Origin of the sequence: Larkinella sp. VNQ87 (assembly GCF_049445795.1) — a bacterium.
GTDB lineage: Bacteria > Bacteroidota > Bacteroidia > Cytophagales > Spirosomataceae > Larkinella.
Genome location: NZ_JBMSDT010000011.1, coordinates 205,374 through 223,391, shown reverse-complemented (window position 1 = coordinate 223,391; position 18,018 = coordinate 205,374). Strand labels below are relative to the sequence as shown.

Annotated in this window: 14 protein-coding genes; 7 read left to right on the top strand and 7 right to left on the bottom strand. The window is 56.0% G+C overall.

The genetic code is table 11. The annotated features are described in order from the left end of the window. Positions 1-120 precede the first annotated feature (120 nt). Entirely contained in the window at positions 121-1,512 is a 1,392-nt protein-coding gene (locus ACO2Q8_RS20205; protein ID WP_423346657.1) for an MFS transporter, read from the top strand. 34 nt (positions 1,513-1,546) lie between these two features. Here the strand turns inward: ACO2Q8_RS20205 and ACO2Q8_RS20200 are convergent, their stop codons facing one another. Then, positions 1,547-1,780 (bottom strand): hypothetical protein, encoded by a 234-nt coding sequence (locus tag ACO2Q8_RS20200; RefSeq protein ID WP_423346656.1) that lies wholly within the window; start codon positions 1,778-1,780, stop codon positions 1,547-1,549. Positions 1,781-1,939: 159 nt separating this feature from the next. Here ACO2Q8_RS20200 and ACO2Q8_RS20195 point away from each other — a divergent pair, with 159 nt between their 5' ends. The 3 genes from ACO2Q8_RS20195 (at position 1,940) to ACO2Q8_RS20185 (ending at position 7,062) form a co-directional block, all read left to right on the top strand. Then, positions 1,940-3,286, top strand: coding sequence for a D-arabinono-1,4-lactone oxidase (locus tag ACO2Q8_RS20195; RefSeq protein WP_423346655.1), 1,347 nt, complete (start codon positions 1,940-1,942; stop codon positions 3,284-3,286). A 395-nt stretch (positions 3,287-3,681) separates the two neighbouring features. Further along, positions 3,682-6,177, top strand: coding sequence for a glutaminase domain-containing protein (locus tag ACO2Q8_RS20190; RefSeq protein WP_423346654.1), 2,496 nt, complete (start codon positions 3,682-3,684; stop codon positions 6,175-6,177). Positions 6,178-6,198: 21 nt separating this feature from the next. Beyond that, complete coding sequence (locus tag ACO2Q8_RS20185; protein ID WP_423346653.1) at positions 6,199-7,062, top strand: sugar phosphate isomerase/epimerase family protein; 864 nt, start codon at positions 6,199-6,201, stop codon at positions 7,060-7,062. Between the two features lie 66 nt (positions 7,063-7,128). Here the strand turns inward: ACO2Q8_RS20185 and ACO2Q8_RS20180 are convergent, their stop codons facing one another. Then, positions 7,129-8,871 (bottom strand): patatin-like phospholipase family protein, encoded by a 1,743-nt coding sequence (locus tag ACO2Q8_RS20180; RefSeq protein WP_423346652.1) that lies wholly within the window; start codon positions 8,869-8,871, stop codon positions 7,129-7,131. Between the two features lie 140 nt (positions 8,872-9,011). Here ACO2Q8_RS20180 and ACO2Q8_RS20175 point away from each other — a divergent pair, with 140 nt between their 5' ends. Both ACO2Q8_RS20175 and ACO2Q8_RS20170 read left to right on the top strand, forming a co-directional pair. Continuing rightward, entirely contained in the window at positions 9,012-10,043 is a 1,032-nt protein-coding gene (locus ACO2Q8_RS20175; RefSeq protein ID WP_423346651.1) for a sensor histidine kinase, read from the top strand. Next, complete coding sequence (locus ACO2Q8_RS20170; RefSeq protein ID WP_423346650.1) at positions 10,040-10,750, top strand: LytR/AlgR family response regulator transcription factor; 711 nt, start codon at positions 10,040-10,042, stop codon at positions 10,748-10,750. The genes ACO2Q8_RS20175 and ACO2Q8_RS20170 overlap by 4 nt, the downstream gene beginning before the upstream one ends. A gap of 4 nt (positions 10,751-10,754) precedes the next feature. Here the strand turns inward: ACO2Q8_RS20170 and ACO2Q8_RS20165 are convergent, their stop codons facing one another. The 4 genes from ACO2Q8_RS20165 to ACO2Q8_RS20150 form a co-directional block, all read right to left on the bottom strand. Continuing rightward, complete coding sequence (locus tag ACO2Q8_RS20165) at positions 10,755-11,672, bottom strand: DUF4249 domain-containing protein (RefSeq protein WP_423346649.1); 918 nt, start codon at positions 11,670-11,672, stop codon at positions 10,755-10,757. Positions 11,673-11,674: 2 nt separating this feature from the next. Continuing rightward, positions 11,675-14,347 (bottom strand): TonB-dependent receptor, encoded by a 2,673-nt coding sequence (locus ACO2Q8_RS20160; protein WP_423346648.1) that lies wholly within the window; start codon positions 14,345-14,347, stop codon positions 11,675-11,677. Between the two features lie 8 nt (positions 14,348-14,355). Continuing rightward, complete coding sequence (locus ACO2Q8_RS20155) at positions 14,356-15,351, bottom strand: FecR family protein (RefSeq protein WP_423346647.1); 996 nt, start codon at positions 15,349-15,351, stop codon at positions 14,356-14,358. Positions 15,352-15,426: 75 nt separating this feature from the next. Next, positions 15,427-16,038 carry an RNA polymerase sigma factor gene (locus ACO2Q8_RS20150; protein WP_423346646.1) on the bottom strand — a complete coding sequence of 204 codons (612 nt, stop codon included), beginning with the start codon at positions 16,036-16,038 and terminating at the stop codon, positions 15,427-15,429. A gap of 224 nt (positions 16,039-16,262) precedes the next feature. Here ACO2Q8_RS20150 and ACO2Q8_RS20145 point away from each other — a divergent pair, with 224 nt between their 5' ends. Then, positions 16,263-17,228, top strand: a complete 966-nt coding sequence (locus ACO2Q8_RS20145; RefSeq protein WP_423346645.1) for a fasciclin domain-containing protein — start codon at positions 16,263-16,265, stop codon at positions 17,226-17,228. A gap of 96 nt (positions 17,229-17,324) precedes the next feature. Here the strand turns inward: ACO2Q8_RS20145 and ACO2Q8_RS20140 are convergent, their stop codons facing one another. Next, entirely contained in the window at positions 17,325-17,987 is a 663-nt protein-coding gene (locus ACO2Q8_RS20140; protein ID WP_423346644.1) for an endonuclease III domain-containing protein, read from the bottom strand. Between the last annotated feature and the right edge of the window lie 31 nt (positions 17,988-18,018).

Here is an 18,018-nt window from a genome sequence, read left to right as displayed (position 1 = left end):
AAAAAATTGACTTGTTCTGCAAGTAGACATCAATTTATGCATTTGTTCCAAACATACACTCTTTCTAGTTTCCAGTGAACGACAAAACTAATTTTGCACAGAACAAATAGCAACGTACTAATGATCACCCGGAAAAACATCTTACTCATCACAGCCTCGTTGGGGGTGTTTGTCGAAGCCCTCGACATTGCCATCATCAACCTGGCGATGCCGCTGATTCAGAAGGAGATTGCTCTGAATGATGCCGACGTGCAATGGCTTCAAACGTTGTACCTGCTCTCCTACGGCGGTTTGCTCATTGTGGGCGGCAAACTGACCGACACTTTCGGCCGACGACCCATTTTCCTGGTCGGTTCGCTGCTGTTTCTGGTCACGTCGCTGGGCGCCGGTTTTGCCACGTCTTTCGCGGCACTGGCGTTTTTTCGGGTGGTGCAGGGCATCGCGGCTGCGCTGGTGATGCCCTCGGCTTTTTCCATTATCTCCAACGCCTTCACCGATGCCACCGAACGGAGCAAGGCCCTGGCGATCTTCAGTTCCTTTGCCGCCGTGGGCTCCGGCAGCGGTTTGTCGGTGGGCGGGCTGATCGCCACCTACCTGGGCTGGCAATGGGTTTTCTTCATTAACGTACCCATTTTGCTGCTGACAATCAGCATGGCGTACCTTCATGTTACCGATGAAAAAACCGCCCAGCCGAAAGCCTTCCCGGATATTTTGTCGGGTTTATTAATCACGGTTTTGATTGGGATTCTCACCTACCTGGTTCACGAATTGGTCCACCTTAAAGACCATCCGGGCCGAACGCTCGGGTTGGTCGGCGCATTGGTAGCGGGCGGGCTGTGGTTTTGCGCCCGGCTGCGCCACCAGCCTGAACCGCTGATTGATTTTAGTGTACTGCGAGGTCCGAATACCCGCACCGGCAACGGCGTTGTGCTGCTGCTGGGGGCGTTCTTTTCCGGTTATCTGTTTCTGGTGTCGCTGATTGCCCAAAAGAGTATGCACTACACGGCCGCCGAAGCCGGTCTGTTTCTATTCCCGTTCAGTTTTGCGTCGATTTTTCTTTCCAAAACCTTGCTGCCGTACCTGTTCAGAACCCTGAGCAGTCGGGGGGTCGCTATTCTGGGGATGTCGCTGATGACGACCGGCGGGTTGTTGTTGTTTGGCTCCGTTCAGGGGGGAAGCCAACTTTTCCTGTTGTTACTCTCGGCGGCCTGTGTGACGGGCAGCGGGATGTTGATCTGCTTTACGAGCCTGATGGGGATTGCCGTCCAGGATGTTCCCCGCGACCACCACGGTCTAGCTTCCGGCATCACCAACACCTGTTATTTCTTCGGCGCGGGGCTGGGCCTATCGGTTTTGGCCATCTTCATCAGTGCTTCTTCGGGCGAAAACCGGTATGAACTTCCCACACTGGTGCTGACATCGTACGCCGTGCTGGGCATCATCTGGCTGTTGGCGTCGAGGTCTAAAAAACATTCCAAACCTGCCCCACTGCTGGAGGATAGTCTCGCCTGATCATCAACTTTCTGAAACCGGTGGCTCCGTCCGGTTATTCGGTCAGCGGGGCCACATTCAGGGTATCCCGAAACCGCTCGATGCGGGCCAGGTCCACCTGGTTCAACCCCCATTTCTGGAGCGTTGCGGGCTGGTTTTTCGCTTCGTTGATAAATTTTGTCAGGGCCAGTTTGACGGTATCGACTTCCTTTTGGTTCGTTTCCAGAATCAGCTTCATAACGGTTTTGCGGTTTTTGATGACGCGGTTTTGTACCCGAGTCAGGGACAATTTTACTGCCAGTATAGCGCCAAATGCTTTTTCCCCGCCAACTTTATACAGAACTTAGCGAACGGTATCGGCCGACAGTATGAAAGGCGATTTTCTGCCTTATGGAAATGGGTCGCTGGCTGAAACCGGCGCAACTCAACCCTCCTAAACTCCGGTACCATGAAAAAGCGCACATTCCTGAAACTATCTTCAAGTTTGCTGGCAACGCCGGTTTTATCACCCTTATCACGCTGGATGACTGACGATCAACTTACCAACTGGGCCGGCAATTACCGGTACAGCACGGGCAACCTCGCATCCGCCCAATCGCTGGCCCAGGTTCCGCAACTGGTTAAAAAATACGACAAGTTCAAAGTACTCGGTACGCGCCACTGTTTCAACGGAATTGCCGACAGTCAGCACCAGTTCATCTCGCTCGTCGAGCTGAACAAGGTGTTGGCGCTGGATACTCAAGCCAAAACCGTCACCGTCGATGCCAACATCAAGTACGGCGAGCTGGCTACCTACCTGGACAGCAAAGGGTTCGCCGTGCATAACCTGGCGTCGCTGCCGCATATTTCCGTAGCCGGGGCCTGCGCAACCGCCACCCACGGGTCGGGCACGAAGAACGGCAACCTGGCCACGGCGGTTTCGGGTCTGGAAATCGTGCTGGCCAATGGCGAAGTCCGGACCCTGTCGCGGGCGAAAGACGGGGAGCAGTTTCGGGCGGCCGTGGTTCACCTGGGCGGTTTGGGCGTCGTGACAAAAGTAACGCTCGACATTCAGCCGACGTTTCAAATGCGTCAGTATGTGTACGAAAATCTGCCGCTGGAGCAACTGAAACTGCATTTTGACGCCATCGAGTCCAGCGCCTACAGCGTCAGCCTGTTTACCGACTGGCAAAAAAAACGCATCAATGAGGTATGGCTGAAAGAACGCGTCGGCGCGGGAAAACCGGCTGCGGCCCAACCGGAATTTTACGGAGCCAAACTAGCCACCAAAAACCTGCACCCCATCGCCGAACTGTCCGCCATCCATTGCACCGAGCAGATGGGCGTTCCCGGCCCCTGGTACGAACGGTTGCCGCATTTCCGGATGGGTTTCACGCCCAGCAGCGGCAAGGAGTTACAGTCGGAGTACTTTGTACCGCATCGCAACGCCGTGGACGCCATCCTGGCCGTCGAGCGCCTGCGCGACCGCATCAGCCCGCACCTGCTGATTTCGGAAATCCGGACCATCGACGCCGATGATTTGTGGATGAGTCCGTGTTACCAACAGCCTTCCGTAGCCATTCACTTCACCTGGAAGCCCGAGTGGGAAGCCGTCAGAAAGGTGCTGCCGCTGATCGAGAAGGAATTGGCGCCGTTCGGAGTGCGCCCGCACTGGGGAAAGCTGTTTACCATCCCGCCCGCCCAACTCGAACAACGGTATGAAAAACTGCCCGAATTTCGAAAGTTACTGACCGAATACGACCCCAACGGCAAGTTTCGCAACGCCTTTCTCGCCACCAACATTTTTAGCCACTAACACCCCAACCCCGCAGGGGGTTGACCGTGGATAACCCCGGGTGCAACCCGGGGCGAGGTGATGACCCCAGAGAGGAGCCAGTCCCGGCCAGGAGCTAGTCCAGAGCGAGGTGAGGATCACCCCGGAGAGGAGCTAGTACGAGGAGGTGAGTCAGTACGAGGGAGGAGCCAGGGCGATGACCGTGCCGGGGGAGCCGGTGCAGGTCGTCGTGCCTATACCCCTCCACCTCCTCCTCCCCGGGTTGCACCCGGGGTTATCCATAGTCAACCCCTGCGGGGTTGGCGGGGCGGTTTTGCAGGAGGAGGTCGGCACATCCCATGATTTTTTGTACATTCGTGCCGTTTGATTTGTTGACCCTTTTCCCGACAAAATTGCACGTAACCAACCTTGTTCTGATGCGACAGCGATCTGTTTCTTTGCTTTTTCTTTTCTTTTTCAGCCTGGGCACTCATTTTTCAGTCTGGGCCCAACGGCCACCCGCCTATCCGCTCGTGACGATTGACCCCTACACCAGCATCTGGGCATTCAGCGACAAACTCAACGAATCGCCCACCCGCCACTGGACCGGCAAAAACCACCCGCTCGACGGCCTGATCCGGGTCGACGGCCGGACGTACCGGTTTATGGGCAGCACCCTGACCACGCTCAAAACCGTCGTTTCAACGGCCCAAACCGGCCCGTATTCGCTGACCTACACGTTTCAGCAACCGACCGAGGGCTGGGAAAAACCGGCATTCCAACCCTCAGCGGACTGGAAAACCGGGCAGGCTCCCATCGGCGACGGCGCTTCCAGTAACCCGGTCAAACCGGCTACGCTCTGGAAAACCAAGGAGGTCTGGTACCGCCGGACGGTCAACCTCAGTGACCTGAATTTCGAGAATCTGGTGTTGTACATGAGCCACGACGACGATGTGGTGGTGTACCTCAACGGCGTCCAGGCCTACGACAGCGGACCCAGCTACGTCGGTGATTACAAAATCTTTCCGATTGCCCCGGCCGCCAAAGCCGCCCTCAAAAAAGGTAGTAACGTGCTGGCAGTCAAGTGCCTCAACCCGCGAGGGGGTGCTTTCGTCGACGTGGGGCTGTCGGACGAACGGAAAGTTAATCTGGGCGCGTCCATCGCACTGGCGGAACAGAAAAGTGTCAGCGTAAAAGCCACCCAAACCGAATACCAGTTTGCCGCTGGCCCGGTCGCCCTGACCGTGACGTTTACAACCCCGTTCCTGCTCGACAACCTGGATGTAGCCACCCGCCCGGCCTCATACATCACCTATTCGGCCCAATCGATGGACGGGAAACCGCATACCGTGCAGGTGTATACGGCGGCATCCGGCCTGTTAAGCGTTCACCAGCCCATGCAGCAGGTGGTCGGCAAGCGGTCGTCGGCCGACGGATTGACGGTTTTGTCGATCGGCACCACCGAACAGAAGGTGCTGGGCCGCAAGGGCGACGATGTCCGGATCGACTGGGGATACGCGTTGCTGGCGGCTCCGTCGGCGGCAACCACGCAAACCGGCATCGGGCAACCGGCGGCTCTGTTCCGCAGTTTTGTGAGTCAGGGCAAGGTAGCCGATGAATCCCTGCAACCGGCTGCGGCCGATGCGCGTTCGTTGGCAGTTGCGCAGTCGCTCGGTTCAGTCGGGCCAACGCCCAAAACCGCCCATGTGATTCTGGGCTACGACGACATTTATTCCGTGCAGTATTTCGGGCAGAACCTGCGGGGTTGGTGGCGACGGGATGAAAGCATGACGGCCGAAAAAATGCTGGCAGCCGCCGAAAAAGACTATTCTTCTTTAGTGGAAAAATGCCGCCAGTTTGATCAGCAGCTTTATGCCGACGCCGAAAAATCGGGTGGAAAACCGTATGCCGACCTCTGCCAGTTGGTGTACCGGCAAGCGATTGCGGCCCATAAAACCGTGGCCGGACCGAAGGGCGAAGTGCTGTTTTTCTCGAAAGAAAACTTCAGCAACGGCTCCATCGGTACCGTGGACGTGACCTACCCCTCGGCCCCGCAGTTCCTGGTGTACAACCCGACCTTGCTGAAAGGAATGCTCGAACCGATTTTTCAGTATTCGGAAAGCGGAAAGTGGACCAAACCGTTTGCGGCCCACGACGTCGGCACCTATCCGCTCGCCAACGGGCAGACCTACGGTGAGGATATGCCGGTGGAAGAAAGCGGGAACATGCTGATTCTGACGGCCGCCATTGCCGCCGTGGAGAAGAATGCCAACTACGCTAAACAGCACTGGCCGACGCTGACGACCTGGGTGGAGTACCTCAAAAAAGACGGTTTTGATCCCGCCAACCAGCTTTGCACCGACGATTTTGCCGGTCACCTGGCCCGCAACGCCAACCTGAGCATCAAGGCCATCATGGGCATCGCGTCGTACGGCTACCTGGCGAAGCAACTCGGCCAGACCGACCTGGGCGAGCAGCACCTCCAATTGGCCCGCGACTTGGCCCAGAAATGGACCCAAATGGCGCAGGATGGCGACCACTACGCCCTGACCTTCGACAGACCGCAGGGAAGCTGGAGCCAGAAATACAACCTGGTGTGGGATAGACTGCTCGATCTGAACATTTTCCCGAAAGATGTCGCGCAGAAAGAAATCCAGTATTACCTGACTAAACAGCAACCGTTTGGCCTGCCGCTCGACAGCCGCCGGACCTACACCAAATCAGACTGGATCATTTGGACCGCTACCATTGCCGACCAGCCGCAGGATTTTCAGCAGTTGATCGCGCCGGTTTACAAGTTTGCCGACCAGACGCCAAGCCGAGTGCCGCTCAGCGACTGGCACGAAACCACCGATGGCAAGCAGGTCGGTTTTCAGGCCCGCTCGGTAGTCGGTGGGTATTTTATTAAATTGCTGCACGACAAATTGCATTAATTCACGTTGACGACTAAACCCATGCTAAAAAACCGTTTTGTATTGCTGCTACTGGCTCCGCTCCTGCTTGAATTGAGCCCCGGTTTTGCCCAGAAGGGCAAGAAAGTTTACACCTTTCCGATTGGCATTCAGGCGTATACGTACCGCCATAGCTTCCCGAAGGACGTAGCAGCTACATTGGATACGATTCAATCGCTGGGCATTACCGAAATGGAAGGCGGGGTACCGAAAGGTGTGACTGCCGACGAGTTCAAGAAAATGCTGAAAGACCGCAACATCAGCATTCCGGCGACGGGCGCGGGCTACGAGCAACTGGTGAAAGACCCGATGGACGTGGTTCAGAAGGCGAAGGAACTGGGGGCCCAGTACGTGATGTGTGCCTGGATTCCGCACCAACGCGGCAATTTTACGCTCGAAAACGCGAAGAAAGCCGTTGAAGATTTTAACCGCGCCGGGAAAGTGCTGAAAGAAAACGGCCTGACGTTCTGCTACCACAACCACGGTTTTGAATTCCAGCCCTACGAAGACGGTACGCTGTTCGATTACATGGTGAAAAACACCAATCCCGAGTACGTTTCGTTCGAGATGGATATTCTGTGGGCCACGCACGGAGGTGCCGATCCAGTTAAACTCCTGAACAAATACGGCAGTCGCTGGAAATTGATGCACCTTAAAGACCTCAAAAAAGGCGTGAAAGGCGATTTGACCGGCGGAACCCCGCAGGAGAACGACGTGATTCTGGGAACCGGCCAGATCGACATGCCGATGGTGCTGAAAACTGCCAAAAAGGTCGGCATCAAACACTATTTCATTGAAGATGAGAGCAATATCTGGAGCCAGCAGGTACCCAAGAGCATTGCGTACTTGAAGAATCTGACGGAGTAAACCGGTCGATTCTTCCCGGGAAGAGGTGCTGTTCAGGCGGTTTTTGTCCGGACAGCACCTGTTTGTTTACTTCTCATTGGAAACGAGTCCATGCTCGGCCAATCGGTCCAGAATCAATTCGCAGACAACCGGCGCCAGCCGCTGCTCGAAAACACCGGCTGCGATGCGCAACAGTTTCGGAGCTCCGTGGCCCTTCAGAAGCTCGGAAACCCGCTCCTCGATCGCATCCTGATTCTGATAAACCATCCGGCTGATGGTATCGATGTGAAAAACTGGGAACACCGGCTGTTTGACCTGGGGCTGAAAACCGATTCGTTTCGGGTTGATATCGGGCAAAATGGGCAGGTGCAGCGAGCCATCTTCGCGCCGAACCGTAAACCGCTTCCGGGCCACCGGGTCGGCGTATCCCTGCAAAAAAATCGGGTTCGTCGTTTCGTACGGCACACAGAAATACCGCTGCAAAAACCGCTGGCAATTCCGGCGTCCCAACTGAAAATCGTGTGTTCGGAAATCCCGTGCGATAAACCCACCAAATCCATCGAGCGACCCGCAGGCAATGGCCTGCGATCCAATGTACTCCCGACCGCCCCGGCTTTTTCGGGTAGGCGCCATCAAAAACCGGCTGAATTTCGTCAGGCTCACGGCATCGGCCACCTCGTCCTGTTTGAAAAGGAGTTGCGTCCGCATGGTCGAATACAACTGCCCGATTACGTCCAGCAGGGCAATTTTACCTTTGGGCAGAAACGGTTTTCCGTCGTCGACGCTCGGAAACGGGTCGATCATCAACACACTCCCCGCCGTCAGGTTCGGATCGTTGTTGATGGCACTGGCCCCGTGTCGCAGGCAGAGTAAACGGTTAGCAATCTCAAAAGGCTCGTTGTTGAGCATGCCGCCATCGACATTCACCGACTCATAATCAAAGTCATCGTTGAAAAGCGGTTTCGTAACGGTCACATGCCGGAAGGCGGCCTCAGTGGCATACGGGTTAATCAACGGACTCTGGTTCAGATACATCCCTTTGCGTTTTACTTTCCGCCAGCGCAGGCCGATCGGAAAAGCGCCCGTGGCCTTCGTACATTCGGCCAACAGCAAGCGGTTTGGGTCGTTGGGAGCCAGCGTGAACGGAATCCGGCCGTCGTTCTGGTATTCGTTACCGTAAATAAAATGCCCGAAATCACGGTGGTTGATGGTCAGAAACCGGTCGTTGACTTCCCGGCGTCCTCGCTCCTGCACCGCTTTGTTCGGCGTCGGTTCGCGGTCGCTGTCGTTGGCAAACCGCAGGTCGTCGCGGATGCCGGTCAGGTTGCTGAGCGACAGACAGATTTCCAGATCCGGTGCGATGTAGGGGATGTCAGTGAGCTTGCGCTGCCGGGGCACCCGCATGATGGCATCGGCGATGTCGTCGATAAAATCCGAGTTCAGGACCGAGGCCGGACCGTGTTTTGTCAAATCCCCGGTGCCGAGCAGCGTGGGCAGCATTTCATCGGCAGTCAGGTTTACCCAGGCTTCGTAAAGCCGGTTTTTACCCGTGAAATAGCGGTACGTAGCATCCGAGATGTGTTCGGTTTCCCGGTCGAGCAACGTGGCCAGCGTGATGGGCGCGGTCATTCCTCCGGCCGAAGACCCGGTCATCAGATCGATCATCACGCGGTGGCCCGGCACGCCCGGTTTGCCCGACAAACGGGCCTGTTCCCAGCGGTCGAGGGCTTCGAGCAGGTAATCCATGACACCGGCGGTGTAGGCACCGGCCGAAATGGCCCCGGCCATGCACAGGCCCAGGTGAAAAGTAGGCGGAATAGAGGGAGGCATTGTCGTAAGGGCTAGGTAGTTACAGCCTGAAATAGCTATTTTAGCGGCTCATTTCCAATTACGTCGATACATTTCCCTTTTCTACCGCAATCCTTTTCACGGCAAGCGCGCGTTTTGTAGTTTACCGGGAATTAGAGCCCATGAAACGACGCATTCCGCCCCTTTTCATTCATATCCTGATCGGCCTGGCTTTTCTGGCGCTTCCCTACATCTTTGCGCCGAACGGTTTTCCGGGTTTGGGCGAACTGCTGCAAAATCCCCACGAACGGACGAATTTTCTATCGTACCTGTTCATGCTGGCGTTTTTTTACACCCATCATTACGTCCTGATTCCCCGGTTGTATTTTGAGCGTCACTACGTTGGGTATATCGGCAGCATTATCGGCTGTTTTCTGCTCCTGATCGCCGGGCTGGTGCTGCTCGACCGGCAGGATTTGTTTCTCAATCATCCACCACCGCCCGTAGCTGGCGAACATCCCCAAAAACCGCCGTTTGGCTTTGAATTGAGCCATGCTTTGTTCCTGTTTCTGGTCGGAATTTTTGTGTCACTTTTTCTCCGGATCAACAACCGATGGCGACAAACCGAGCAGGAAAAGATGGCAACCGAGCTGGCGTACCTGAAAGCGCAGATTAATCCGCATTTTCTGTTCAATACCCTCAACAGCATTTATTCGCTGGCCATCGAGCAATCGGGCCAAACTGCCGACGCCATTGTAAAACTGTCGTCGTTAATGCGTTACGTCATCCGGGATGCGGGCAGCCATGAGGTCCCCCTGGCTAAAGAACTCGATTACATCGGCCACTATGTCGATTTGCAGAAACTCCGGCTGGACGATACCGTTCAGGTCGATTTTTCGATCAGCGGACGGCCCAACGGTAAGTCCATTGCGCCCCTGATTCTGATTTCGTTCATTGAGAATGCCTTTAAATATGGCGTCAATCCTGAAGAAAAATCGCTGATCCGGATTCGCATTACACTGTCTGATACCCAATTAACCCTGTTCGTATTTAACCGAAAAGTGCGGTTTTACGCAAACAACGAATCATCGGGCGGGATTGGCCTGGAAAACACGAAGGCCCGACTGAACCTGCTGTATCCGGACCGACACAAACTCGTCATTACCAATATCCCGACCGATTTCACGGTTGATTTAACGATTGAAATCGTATGATCCGCGCCATTGCCCTCGACGACGAGCCACCCGCCCTGCGGGTTCTGACCCATTTTTGTCGTCAGCTTTCTTCCGTTGAGCTGGTCAAAACGTTCCTGCGGCCCGACGAAGCCCTGCGTTACCTGCACGAGTCGCCCGTGGAACTGCTTTTTCTGGATATTAACATGCCGTCGGTCTCCGGAATTGAATTTCATCAGGCCATTCCGGCCCAGTTGATGGTCATTTTCACGACGGCTTACGCCGAATACGCCGTGGAAGGGTTCAATTTGAATGCCATCGACTACCTGTTAAAACCGTTTACGTTCGAGCGGTTTCAGCAAGCGATTCAGAAAGCGACCGAATACCACCGGCTCCGTCATCCCCCGGGCTCGGCAAAAGAAGCCTACCTGTACATTCGGGCCGATTACACGCTTCACCAGATCGCGCTCTCGGATATTCTGTTCATCGAAGGCCTGGACGACTACCTGAAGATTCACCTGCAAAGCGCCAACCGCCCGATTGTCGCCCGGATGACGATGAAAACCATACTGCAAAAACTCCAGGAAGCCGACCCGGAGACGGAGCGGTTTGTACGCGTACACCGGTCTTACATCGTGGCCTTCAACCGAATTGAGCAGGTTCGAAACCGGATGATCACGCTGGCCGGGGAAGAAATTCCGATCGGAATGAGCTACGAAGCGGAGTTTTTCAAGCGGTTTCAGGGCTAATAAATTACTGGTGGGGCGCTTTGCTCACGGGCTCGTTGACGGTCGTGTACGATCCATTAAAGGCGGCAAATACGCCATAACCGCCTACGATGTTTGAATACAAAACCGTTGGTTCGGCAAAGTTTTGCTCCTGATTGACAAATTGTTCCCGCAGCGAGGTGTGGTAGCGGTAATAATTCTCGTCGGTGGTCAGTAGTCCCGCCCGAATCCGTCGTGTGCGTGTTCCGGTATTCGGCCCCGTTAGCAGGGTGTGGGTCCCGGTCATGAGTCGTTGGGCTCCAATTTGCCCGGTTTCCCGTTCCACAAAAAATGAAGGCTGGCTGACGCGGGGGCTCACGGACTGACCGGTCGACTGGTCCACTATAGCCTGGTCGATTTCGGCCCAGCCCCGGTAGTAATTCGCGTTCCGGCTACCTGATCCTGCCCCCGGCGATGTCCAGTAGACCGTCGTGGTATAGGTCGTCAGGGCCGCGTTGGCGCTGTTCCGGGCGACGGTTGAATCCAATGAAACCCGGTCGATGGGTACGGTCTGGGGAACGGTGGCCTCGGCGGTCACACTTCGGTCTCCGCTCATGCTCACCGTCAGGCGATACGTGACGCCCGGCCGGATCGTAAACCGGCCCTGCGGAACCGCCCGGTAATACTTCAGCCGGTCGTCGTAAAGCAGTTGAATGCTGCGGCTGCTGTCGCTCAGGAGCACCACGGCGTCTTTGACCACCAGCGATTCGGCAAACGACGAGACAATCTGCGGTTCCGACATAGCAATCTTAGCCGTCAAAACCGTGTCCTGCGGGGAAATGAAACAGATCACATTCGGTTTCGTCACCCGGTCGATGGGCAGGGCATCCACGGATAATTCGTCTACCGAGCGAATACAGCCGCCCGTCAACAGGATCAGTATAAGAAGAAAACCCGTTCGCATGGTCAGAAATAAACCAGGTAATTCAAGGACGGCACAAACGTAAACAGCGACACCCGCCGGAGTGAAAGTTCACCCGTGGGATTGATCATCAGGTCGTAATAAAACGGATTTCGACGCCCGTAGGCGTTGACGGCCCCCAGTTCGAGCCGGTGCCGAAACCGTCCCCGGCCCAGATCCGCCTGAACAGTTACATCCAGCCGGTGACTGGCCTGCGCCCGAAAGTTGCTGAACGCCGTCTGCACCTGTACCAGGGGCGTTTCGGTCCCAAACAACTGCTCGGAAGGCGTAATCCTGACATCCGGTTTGCCCAGTCCCAGATGCCCGAAACTGGGCACGCCCGAAACCGGCACCGAAAACGGATTGCCCGAGCTGTAGATCCAGGCCGCTGATAGTCGCAAACGGGGATTGAAGGTATACAGCCCCGTTACCGAAACGCTGTGTCGCCGGTCGTGCAACGGGTAAAATTCCCTCCCGTTGTTGCGTTCGGGAAACTGCCAGCGCGTAACGGCCCAGGTGTAATTGAGTGAGCCCGTCAGTCGGCCCGAACGGGATTGCAGGGTGGTTTCCAGCCCGGAAGCGTTTCCGTTCCCGGACGTTACGTTGCGCTCCCAACTTACCTCAGCCGCCCGAACGGCACTGGTGATTCCAATAAAATCGGCCCCTTCGCGGTAACTGATCACATGGCGCATCCATTTGCGGTAGCCTTCGACAGTCAACTGCCAGCGGGGATTGAAGTCGTGTACCAGTCCCAAAACCGCCTGCCGCGACCGTTGCGGTTTGACCAGGTCTGTAGCCGGAACCCACAAATCCGTCGGCAAGCCCAAACCGGTGTTCGACAACAGATGCACAAACTGATTCATGTCGGAAAACGAAGCCCGAAGCGCTTGTTTGTCCGAGAGCCTGAACGCTGCGGACAGGCGGGGTTCGGCCCGCAGAAAGGTGTTTTGCCCGATTCGGTAATGCGTCAGTCGCCCACCCAGGCCCAGTTTGGTACGGTTGCCCAGGTCCCAGTGGTCTTCGGCGTAGGCCGAGGTTTCGAGCGATTCGGTCCGCTCCTGCCCCGACCGGTTTCCCAGGGTCGATAAGGTCGTAATCTGGAAACCGTTGAGTCGGTAGGCCCGGAAGGTACTGATCAGACCCCATTGCAGATGGTGCCGGGCCGCCGGAAAGTAATCGAAGTCGGCTTTGAAGGTCAAATCGGTAATGCCGTCGAAATACCGCCAGAGGTTGGCTGTTTGCCCGGCCATCGGTTCAGCCGTTCGAATGTTCTTCCGGTGCGTTTCAAAATCGTAATTACTGAAAATCAACGATGTATTACTGAATAGCTTCTCCGAAAACAGGTGATTCCAGCGCAGGTTGCCGGTCTGGTTTTGCCAGGTCAGCACGTTTTCCCAGCGCTGGGTCCGGTTCAGGCTATCGCCCCCGCCAAAGTAATTCCGGCCGAAATAGCCACTGAGGTACAGTTTATTCCGGCGGTTAAGATCGGCATTTAGCTTGGCGTTGATATCGTAAAAATTGGCTCTCCAGGCGGTTCCGCTGTAATCTTCGACGACCGTCGCGATGAAATCGCCCAAAACCGGGCTTAAGTTAGACCGCCGGGCGGCCAGCAGAAACGACGCTTTCTCCTGAATCAGGGGCCCTTCCAACAACAGCCGCGAAGCTACGATGCCGGTTCCGGCGGCTCCGCTCAGCTTTTGTTTGTTGCCCTCCCGCATGGTCATGTCGACCACCGACGACAGCCGACCACCGTACCGGGCCGAAAAACCGCCTTTTTCCAGTTTTACGTTTTTCAGCGCGTCGACATTGAAGGCGGAAAAAAAGCCAAACAAATGATTGGCATTGTACACCGGCGCTTCATCGAGCAGCAACAGGTTCTGGTCGGCCCCGCCCCCGCGTACATGCAGCCCCACCTGGCCGTTCAGCCCCGGCTGAATACCGGCGACAAACTGCAGGGTCCGGAGCACATCTTTTTCGCCGAGCAAGGCGGGTGTATTGGCAATCTGCTCACCGGAAAGCATCAGCCGGCCGGTTTTGGAAGACCCAAAAGCCCGCTCCCCGGCGGCATTGGTCAGCGTCACTTCTTCCAGCAACGTGTTCGGGATCAGTTCAATATCGAGCGAAACGGATTTGGCAAGGCTCATCCGGCGGTAGACGCGCTGGTAACCCACCATCGACACCACCAGTTCAACGCTGTCGCGGGCGGGCAGCGTCAGCGCGTAATACCCGTACCGGTTCGTGGTCGTTGCGGTTTTTCCGGCATACACCATCGCGCCGTTGATCTGCTCACGGCTATCTTTTTCCCGCACAAAACCGCTGAGGGTGACGCGCGGAACCGCCCTGGAACCGACCACCGGAGACCGCCCTACCGTTGTGCCCGCTTCGATCAGGTAACAGTCATTCAACTTCCGGAAGGTTAGTCCGGTACCGGTCAGGAGCGTTGTGAGCAGGGTTTCAGTCGAGGCTTTCCAATTTACTGGTGTCTCAACGCTGATCCCGGACAACAAGCCTTCGTCGTACAGAAAATAAACACCCCGCTTCTGGTTGAGCGTTTGCAGCAGACTTTCCAACGGTACGGGCGACTGAGCACGAACCAGCGAACTGGTTAACAGCAAAACCGTCAACCAGCCCAATAGCCGGACGCGAAAGGACAAACCGTAGCGTAAAAATAGCTTCATTCTGCGATTCAGCGGGCCAGGGTATAGGTGTCGCCATGCCGTCTGACCGTCAGCCCGTTATAGGTAGCCAATGTGGTTAAAATCATTTCGGGATCGTTCAGTGGCAAAATACCGGAAAACCGACGACCGGTATCCACCTCCGACGCGAGCTGAACGTCCACCCCAAACTGCTCCTCGATTTGCCAGGCCGCTTCCGCCAGGGTAGCTCCTTCGAAGACCAGTTGGTTCCGTCGCCAGGCATCGTACTGCTCGGGCTTCACAGTTCGCCGAATCAGTGCCCCGCTCCGGCGATCGAGTTGCGCCAGTTCGCCCGGCGACAGCGTGAGGGTCGAGCCATCGGACGAACCGTCTACCCGGACTTTTCCCCGGTTGAGCACTACCCGTTTCAATTGGTCACGGTTGGTCATTGTAAACTCGGTTCCCAGCACCTCGACCCGAAACCCACCGTCGGTCAGCACCCGGAAAGGGGCGTTCGTCGTCAGGTGCCGAACCGAAAAAAAACCTTCGCCTTCCAGGTTTACGTCCCGGCTTTCCGTAGCTGACCAGTTCCGGCGGAACGTCAGGCGCGAGTGGCTGTTGAGCGTTACGCGGGAGCCATCGGGCAAGTCGACCACTTGTTGCTGACCGAAATCCGTTTGGTACGAGACCGACTGATTTTGCCAGAGCCAGTACCCGCTCAGCCCACTCACCAACAGGATGGACGCGGCCAGCATCCACCAGTTGCGTCGCCCGTTTTTCGAGCGCGACTGCCAGTCGACCGCCCGGATTTTTTCCCGGTCCGCAATGAGACCCTTCAATTCCTCCAGCGACTGCTCCATATCCGGCTTTTTGCCGCTCAGCAGGTCAAATAGCCGTTCGGCTTCCCGAAACTCGGCCAGATTGGATGGATGCCGGAGTTGCCATTCCGTCCAGAACGCGATGGCCGACGAATCGCTGCCGCTGCGGTAGGCTACGAAACTGTCGTCCATCAAAAAATCGTCGGTCGTGTAATTCTCGAACTTCATGAATGCCTCGGTAACCGGAAAGAGGGCCGGTTGTTAGATTCTTGATGATCTATAGTACCGCCCAAAGGCGGAATCTCACAGACCGAATATGGCAAAAATCAACCACCAAACATGAACGATCGTCGTTTTTTCTTTTGTACCTGGTACCAGCGTCTGCCGCAGCAATTTGAGCGCCGACGATAAGGTGTTGTAAACCGTATTGATGTGCATGCCGGTCGATTCGGCAATTTCTTCGTTTCGTTTATTCCGGAAAAACCGTAATTCGATCAACTGCCGCTGGCGGGGAGTCAACTCGTCAAGCGCCTTCCGAAGTCGTTTTTGCAGAAATTCCTGTTCCTGCGTTCGCACAATCAGTTCTTCGTACGACGGTTCACTATCAACTTCCAGGTCAGTTAATTCCGTATACCGTTCACCGCGGTTAAAATCTTTGATGAGCTTGCGCCGAAGCGCCGTAATGAGGTACGAACGGACATTGGCGACTTCGGGCAGGTGGTCACCCCGCTCCCAGAGTTCGGCAAAAACTTGATTGATAGCATCTTTTGCGACGGTGGCCGTAGCCCCAAAATACATTCCAAAGTTCAGCAAGTCGTGGTAAGTCAACCGGTACAAATCGCTCAGGCTGGTCGAGTCTCTCCTTTTGAGGCCCTGCCAGAGCGATTGTGGAATTTCCGGTGCGGAGTAAGCCATACTGACTAGTCGTTTTGCGTCGATGAGTTAATCAAGAGGGTAACGGGTTGATGAGGAAAAATGTTAGCATCTGGCCCGTAGAAATCGAAAACCGGCTTCTGAAAAAATTTGATTTTTTTTTGTGAGATCTCCCCATTGCCCGGCACTATGATGCGACGGCCCCGAATTGCGGACCAACTGCCCGGGGCACATTTTATCAACATACCTATTTATTCACACGAGTTATGAAGTCCATTCCATCCGTTTTCCGACCATTTAGCCGCTTGCGTTTTGCGGTAGTCGTTCTGTTAAGTGCGTCGCTGGTGACGTTGTCGGGCTGTAACAACGACGACGATGACGACCAACCGACGGTGCAAAATATCACCGATCAGGTGATCAACAATGCCGATTTTAGCCTGCTTGAAGCTGCGGTAGTCCGGGCTGGGCTGGCCGACGCCCTGCGTACGGGCACGCTGACGGTTTTTGCGCCGACCAATGCCGCCTTCCAGGCCGCTGGTTTTGCCGATGAGGCTGCCATCAACGCAACGCCCGTCGAAACGCTGCAAGCGGTGTTGCAGTACCACGTAGTGGGCCAGCGCATTGGTGCTGCCGACATCCCGACCGCTGCCAACACCGAGGTACCGACGCTCAGCAACGGTACGCTGTATGTCACCAAAAACGACGCTGGGGTTTCAGTCAACGGCGCGCGCGTTACCCAGGCCGACCTGGTTGCCTCCAATGGCGTAATCCACGTAATTGATAAAGTATTGATGCCTGCCACGCAGAACATCGTGCAGATTGCGCAGGGCAATCCGGATCTGAGCCTGCTGGTTGCCGCCGTTACCCGCGGTGGAGCGCCCGTCCTGGATGCGCTGTCGGCCGCCGGTCCTCTGACGGTGCTGGCTCCGACCAATGCGGCTTTCCAGGCGGCCGGTTTTGCGGATGCGGCCGCCATTAATGCTGCTCCCGTTCAAACGCTGACGAACATTCTGACTTACCACGTCGTAGCGGCACGGGCCTTTTCTACGAACCTAACCGATGATGCAACCGTGACCACGGCTCAGGGCGGCACGCTGCGTACGGATGTTTCCAGCACCGGGGTGAGCTTCCTGGGCAGTGGTAACAACAACCAGCCTGCCAATGTGACGCGGGCCGACATCCTGGCTACCAACGGTGTCGTTCACGTCATTGATCGGGTACTGCTGCCTTGATTTAAAAAGCTGGACAAACGGTTAGGAAACGTTCGCAGTCCCGCTAAACAAGCACTCAAAAGCCTCGTCGGATACCGGCGGGGCTTTTTGTTGGTGTCAACGGTGTTCGGTGACGCCCACCTGCTCGCACCAGGCCAACACCGGGCAGGTCGAACAATGCGGCAGCCGGCCGGTACAAAGGTGTTTCCCGAACGGCATCAGCAGCCGGTTGATGTCGATCCACTGCGCGACCGGCACCAGGGTTTCCAACACCTTCAGGGTCTGCTCGGGCTGCTGCGTCCGAACCAGGCCCCAGCGGTTGGTGACCCGATGCACGTGAATATCCACGCTGATGGCGGACTGTCCGGTGGCGACGCCCAGGGTCAGGTTCGCGCATTTGGGGCCAACCCCCTTGAACGACATCAGCGTCTCGAAGTCGGCCGGAATGTTTCCGTTAAATTCTTCGACGGTTCGTTTGGCAATTCCTAGCATGGTATAGGCTTTCTGTTCCGGGTACTGGGTTCCGAAAAGCAATTCGGCCAGAGCGGCCGGACTGAGTTGCAGTAGCTGCTCCGGCGTCCGGGCCACATCGAATAGCCGCAGCGAAACCGGGATGGTGGTTTCGTCGAGTGTCCGGATGGAAATGATGCACGAAATCAGTTGTTCGAACACACTGTTGTAGCCCCGCTCGGCCAGTTCGAACATGGCGGCTTTCGGGTAGGGCCGAATGGCTTCCTCGATGCGGGTGAGGACAATGGTGAGGTCAAAATCAGGTTTCACGCTATCTTTAACCCAAAAAAGACCGGGTAGT

What these genes read in the sequence shown, in the direction of transcription:
- ACO2Q8_RS20205 (WP_423346657.1), top strand. Translation starts at nt 121, where the DNA reads ATGATCACCCGGAAAAACATCTTACTCATCACAGCCTCGTTGGGGGTG.
- ACO2Q8_RS20155 (WP_423346647.1), bottom strand. Translation starts at nt 15,351, where the DNA reads ATGAAGTTCGAGAATTACACGACCGACGATTTTTTGATGGACGACAGT.
- ACO2Q8_RS20165 (WP_423346649.1), bottom strand. Translation starts at nt 11,672, where the DNA reads ATGCGAACGGGTTTTCTTCTTATACTGATCCTGTTGACGGGCGGCTGT.
- ACO2Q8_RS20185 (WP_423346653.1), top strand. Translation starts at nt 6,199, where the DNA reads ATGCTAAAAAACCGTTTTGTATTGCTGCTACTGGCTCCGCTCCTGCTT.
- ACO2Q8_RS20175 (WP_423346651.1), top strand. Translation starts at nt 9,012, where the DNA reads ATGAAACGACGCATTCCGCCCCTTTTCATTCATATCCTGATCGGCCTG.
- ACO2Q8_RS20180 (WP_423346652.1), bottom strand. Translation starts at nt 8,871, where the DNA reads ATGCCTCCCTCTATTCCGCCTACTTTTCACCTGGGCCTGTGCATGGCC.
- ACO2Q8_RS20195 (WP_423346655.1), top strand. Translation starts at nt 1,940, where the DNA reads ATGAAAAAGCGCACATTCCTGAAACTATCTTCAAGTTTGCTGGCAACG.
- ACO2Q8_RS20190 (WP_423346654.1), top strand. Translation starts at nt 3,682, where the DNA reads ATGCGACAGCGATCTGTTTCTTTGCTTTTTCTTTTCTTTTTCAGCCTG.
- ACO2Q8_RS20160 (WP_423346648.1), bottom strand. Translation starts at nt 14,347, where the DNA reads ATGAAGCTATTTTTACGCTACGGTTTGTCCTTTCGCGTCCGGCTATTG.
- ACO2Q8_RS20145 (WP_423346645.1), top strand. Translation starts at nt 16,263, where the DNA reads ATGAAGTCCATTCCATCCGTTTTCCGACCATTTAGCCGCTTGCGTTTT.
- ACO2Q8_RS20170 (WP_423346650.1), top strand. Translation starts at nt 10,040, where the DNA reads ATGATCCGCGCCATTGCCCTCGACGACGAGCCACCCGCCCTGCGGGTT.
- ACO2Q8_RS20150 (WP_423346646.1), bottom strand. Translation starts at nt 16,038, where the DNA reads ATGGCTTACTCCGCACCGGAAATTCCACAATCGCTCTGGCAGGGCCTC.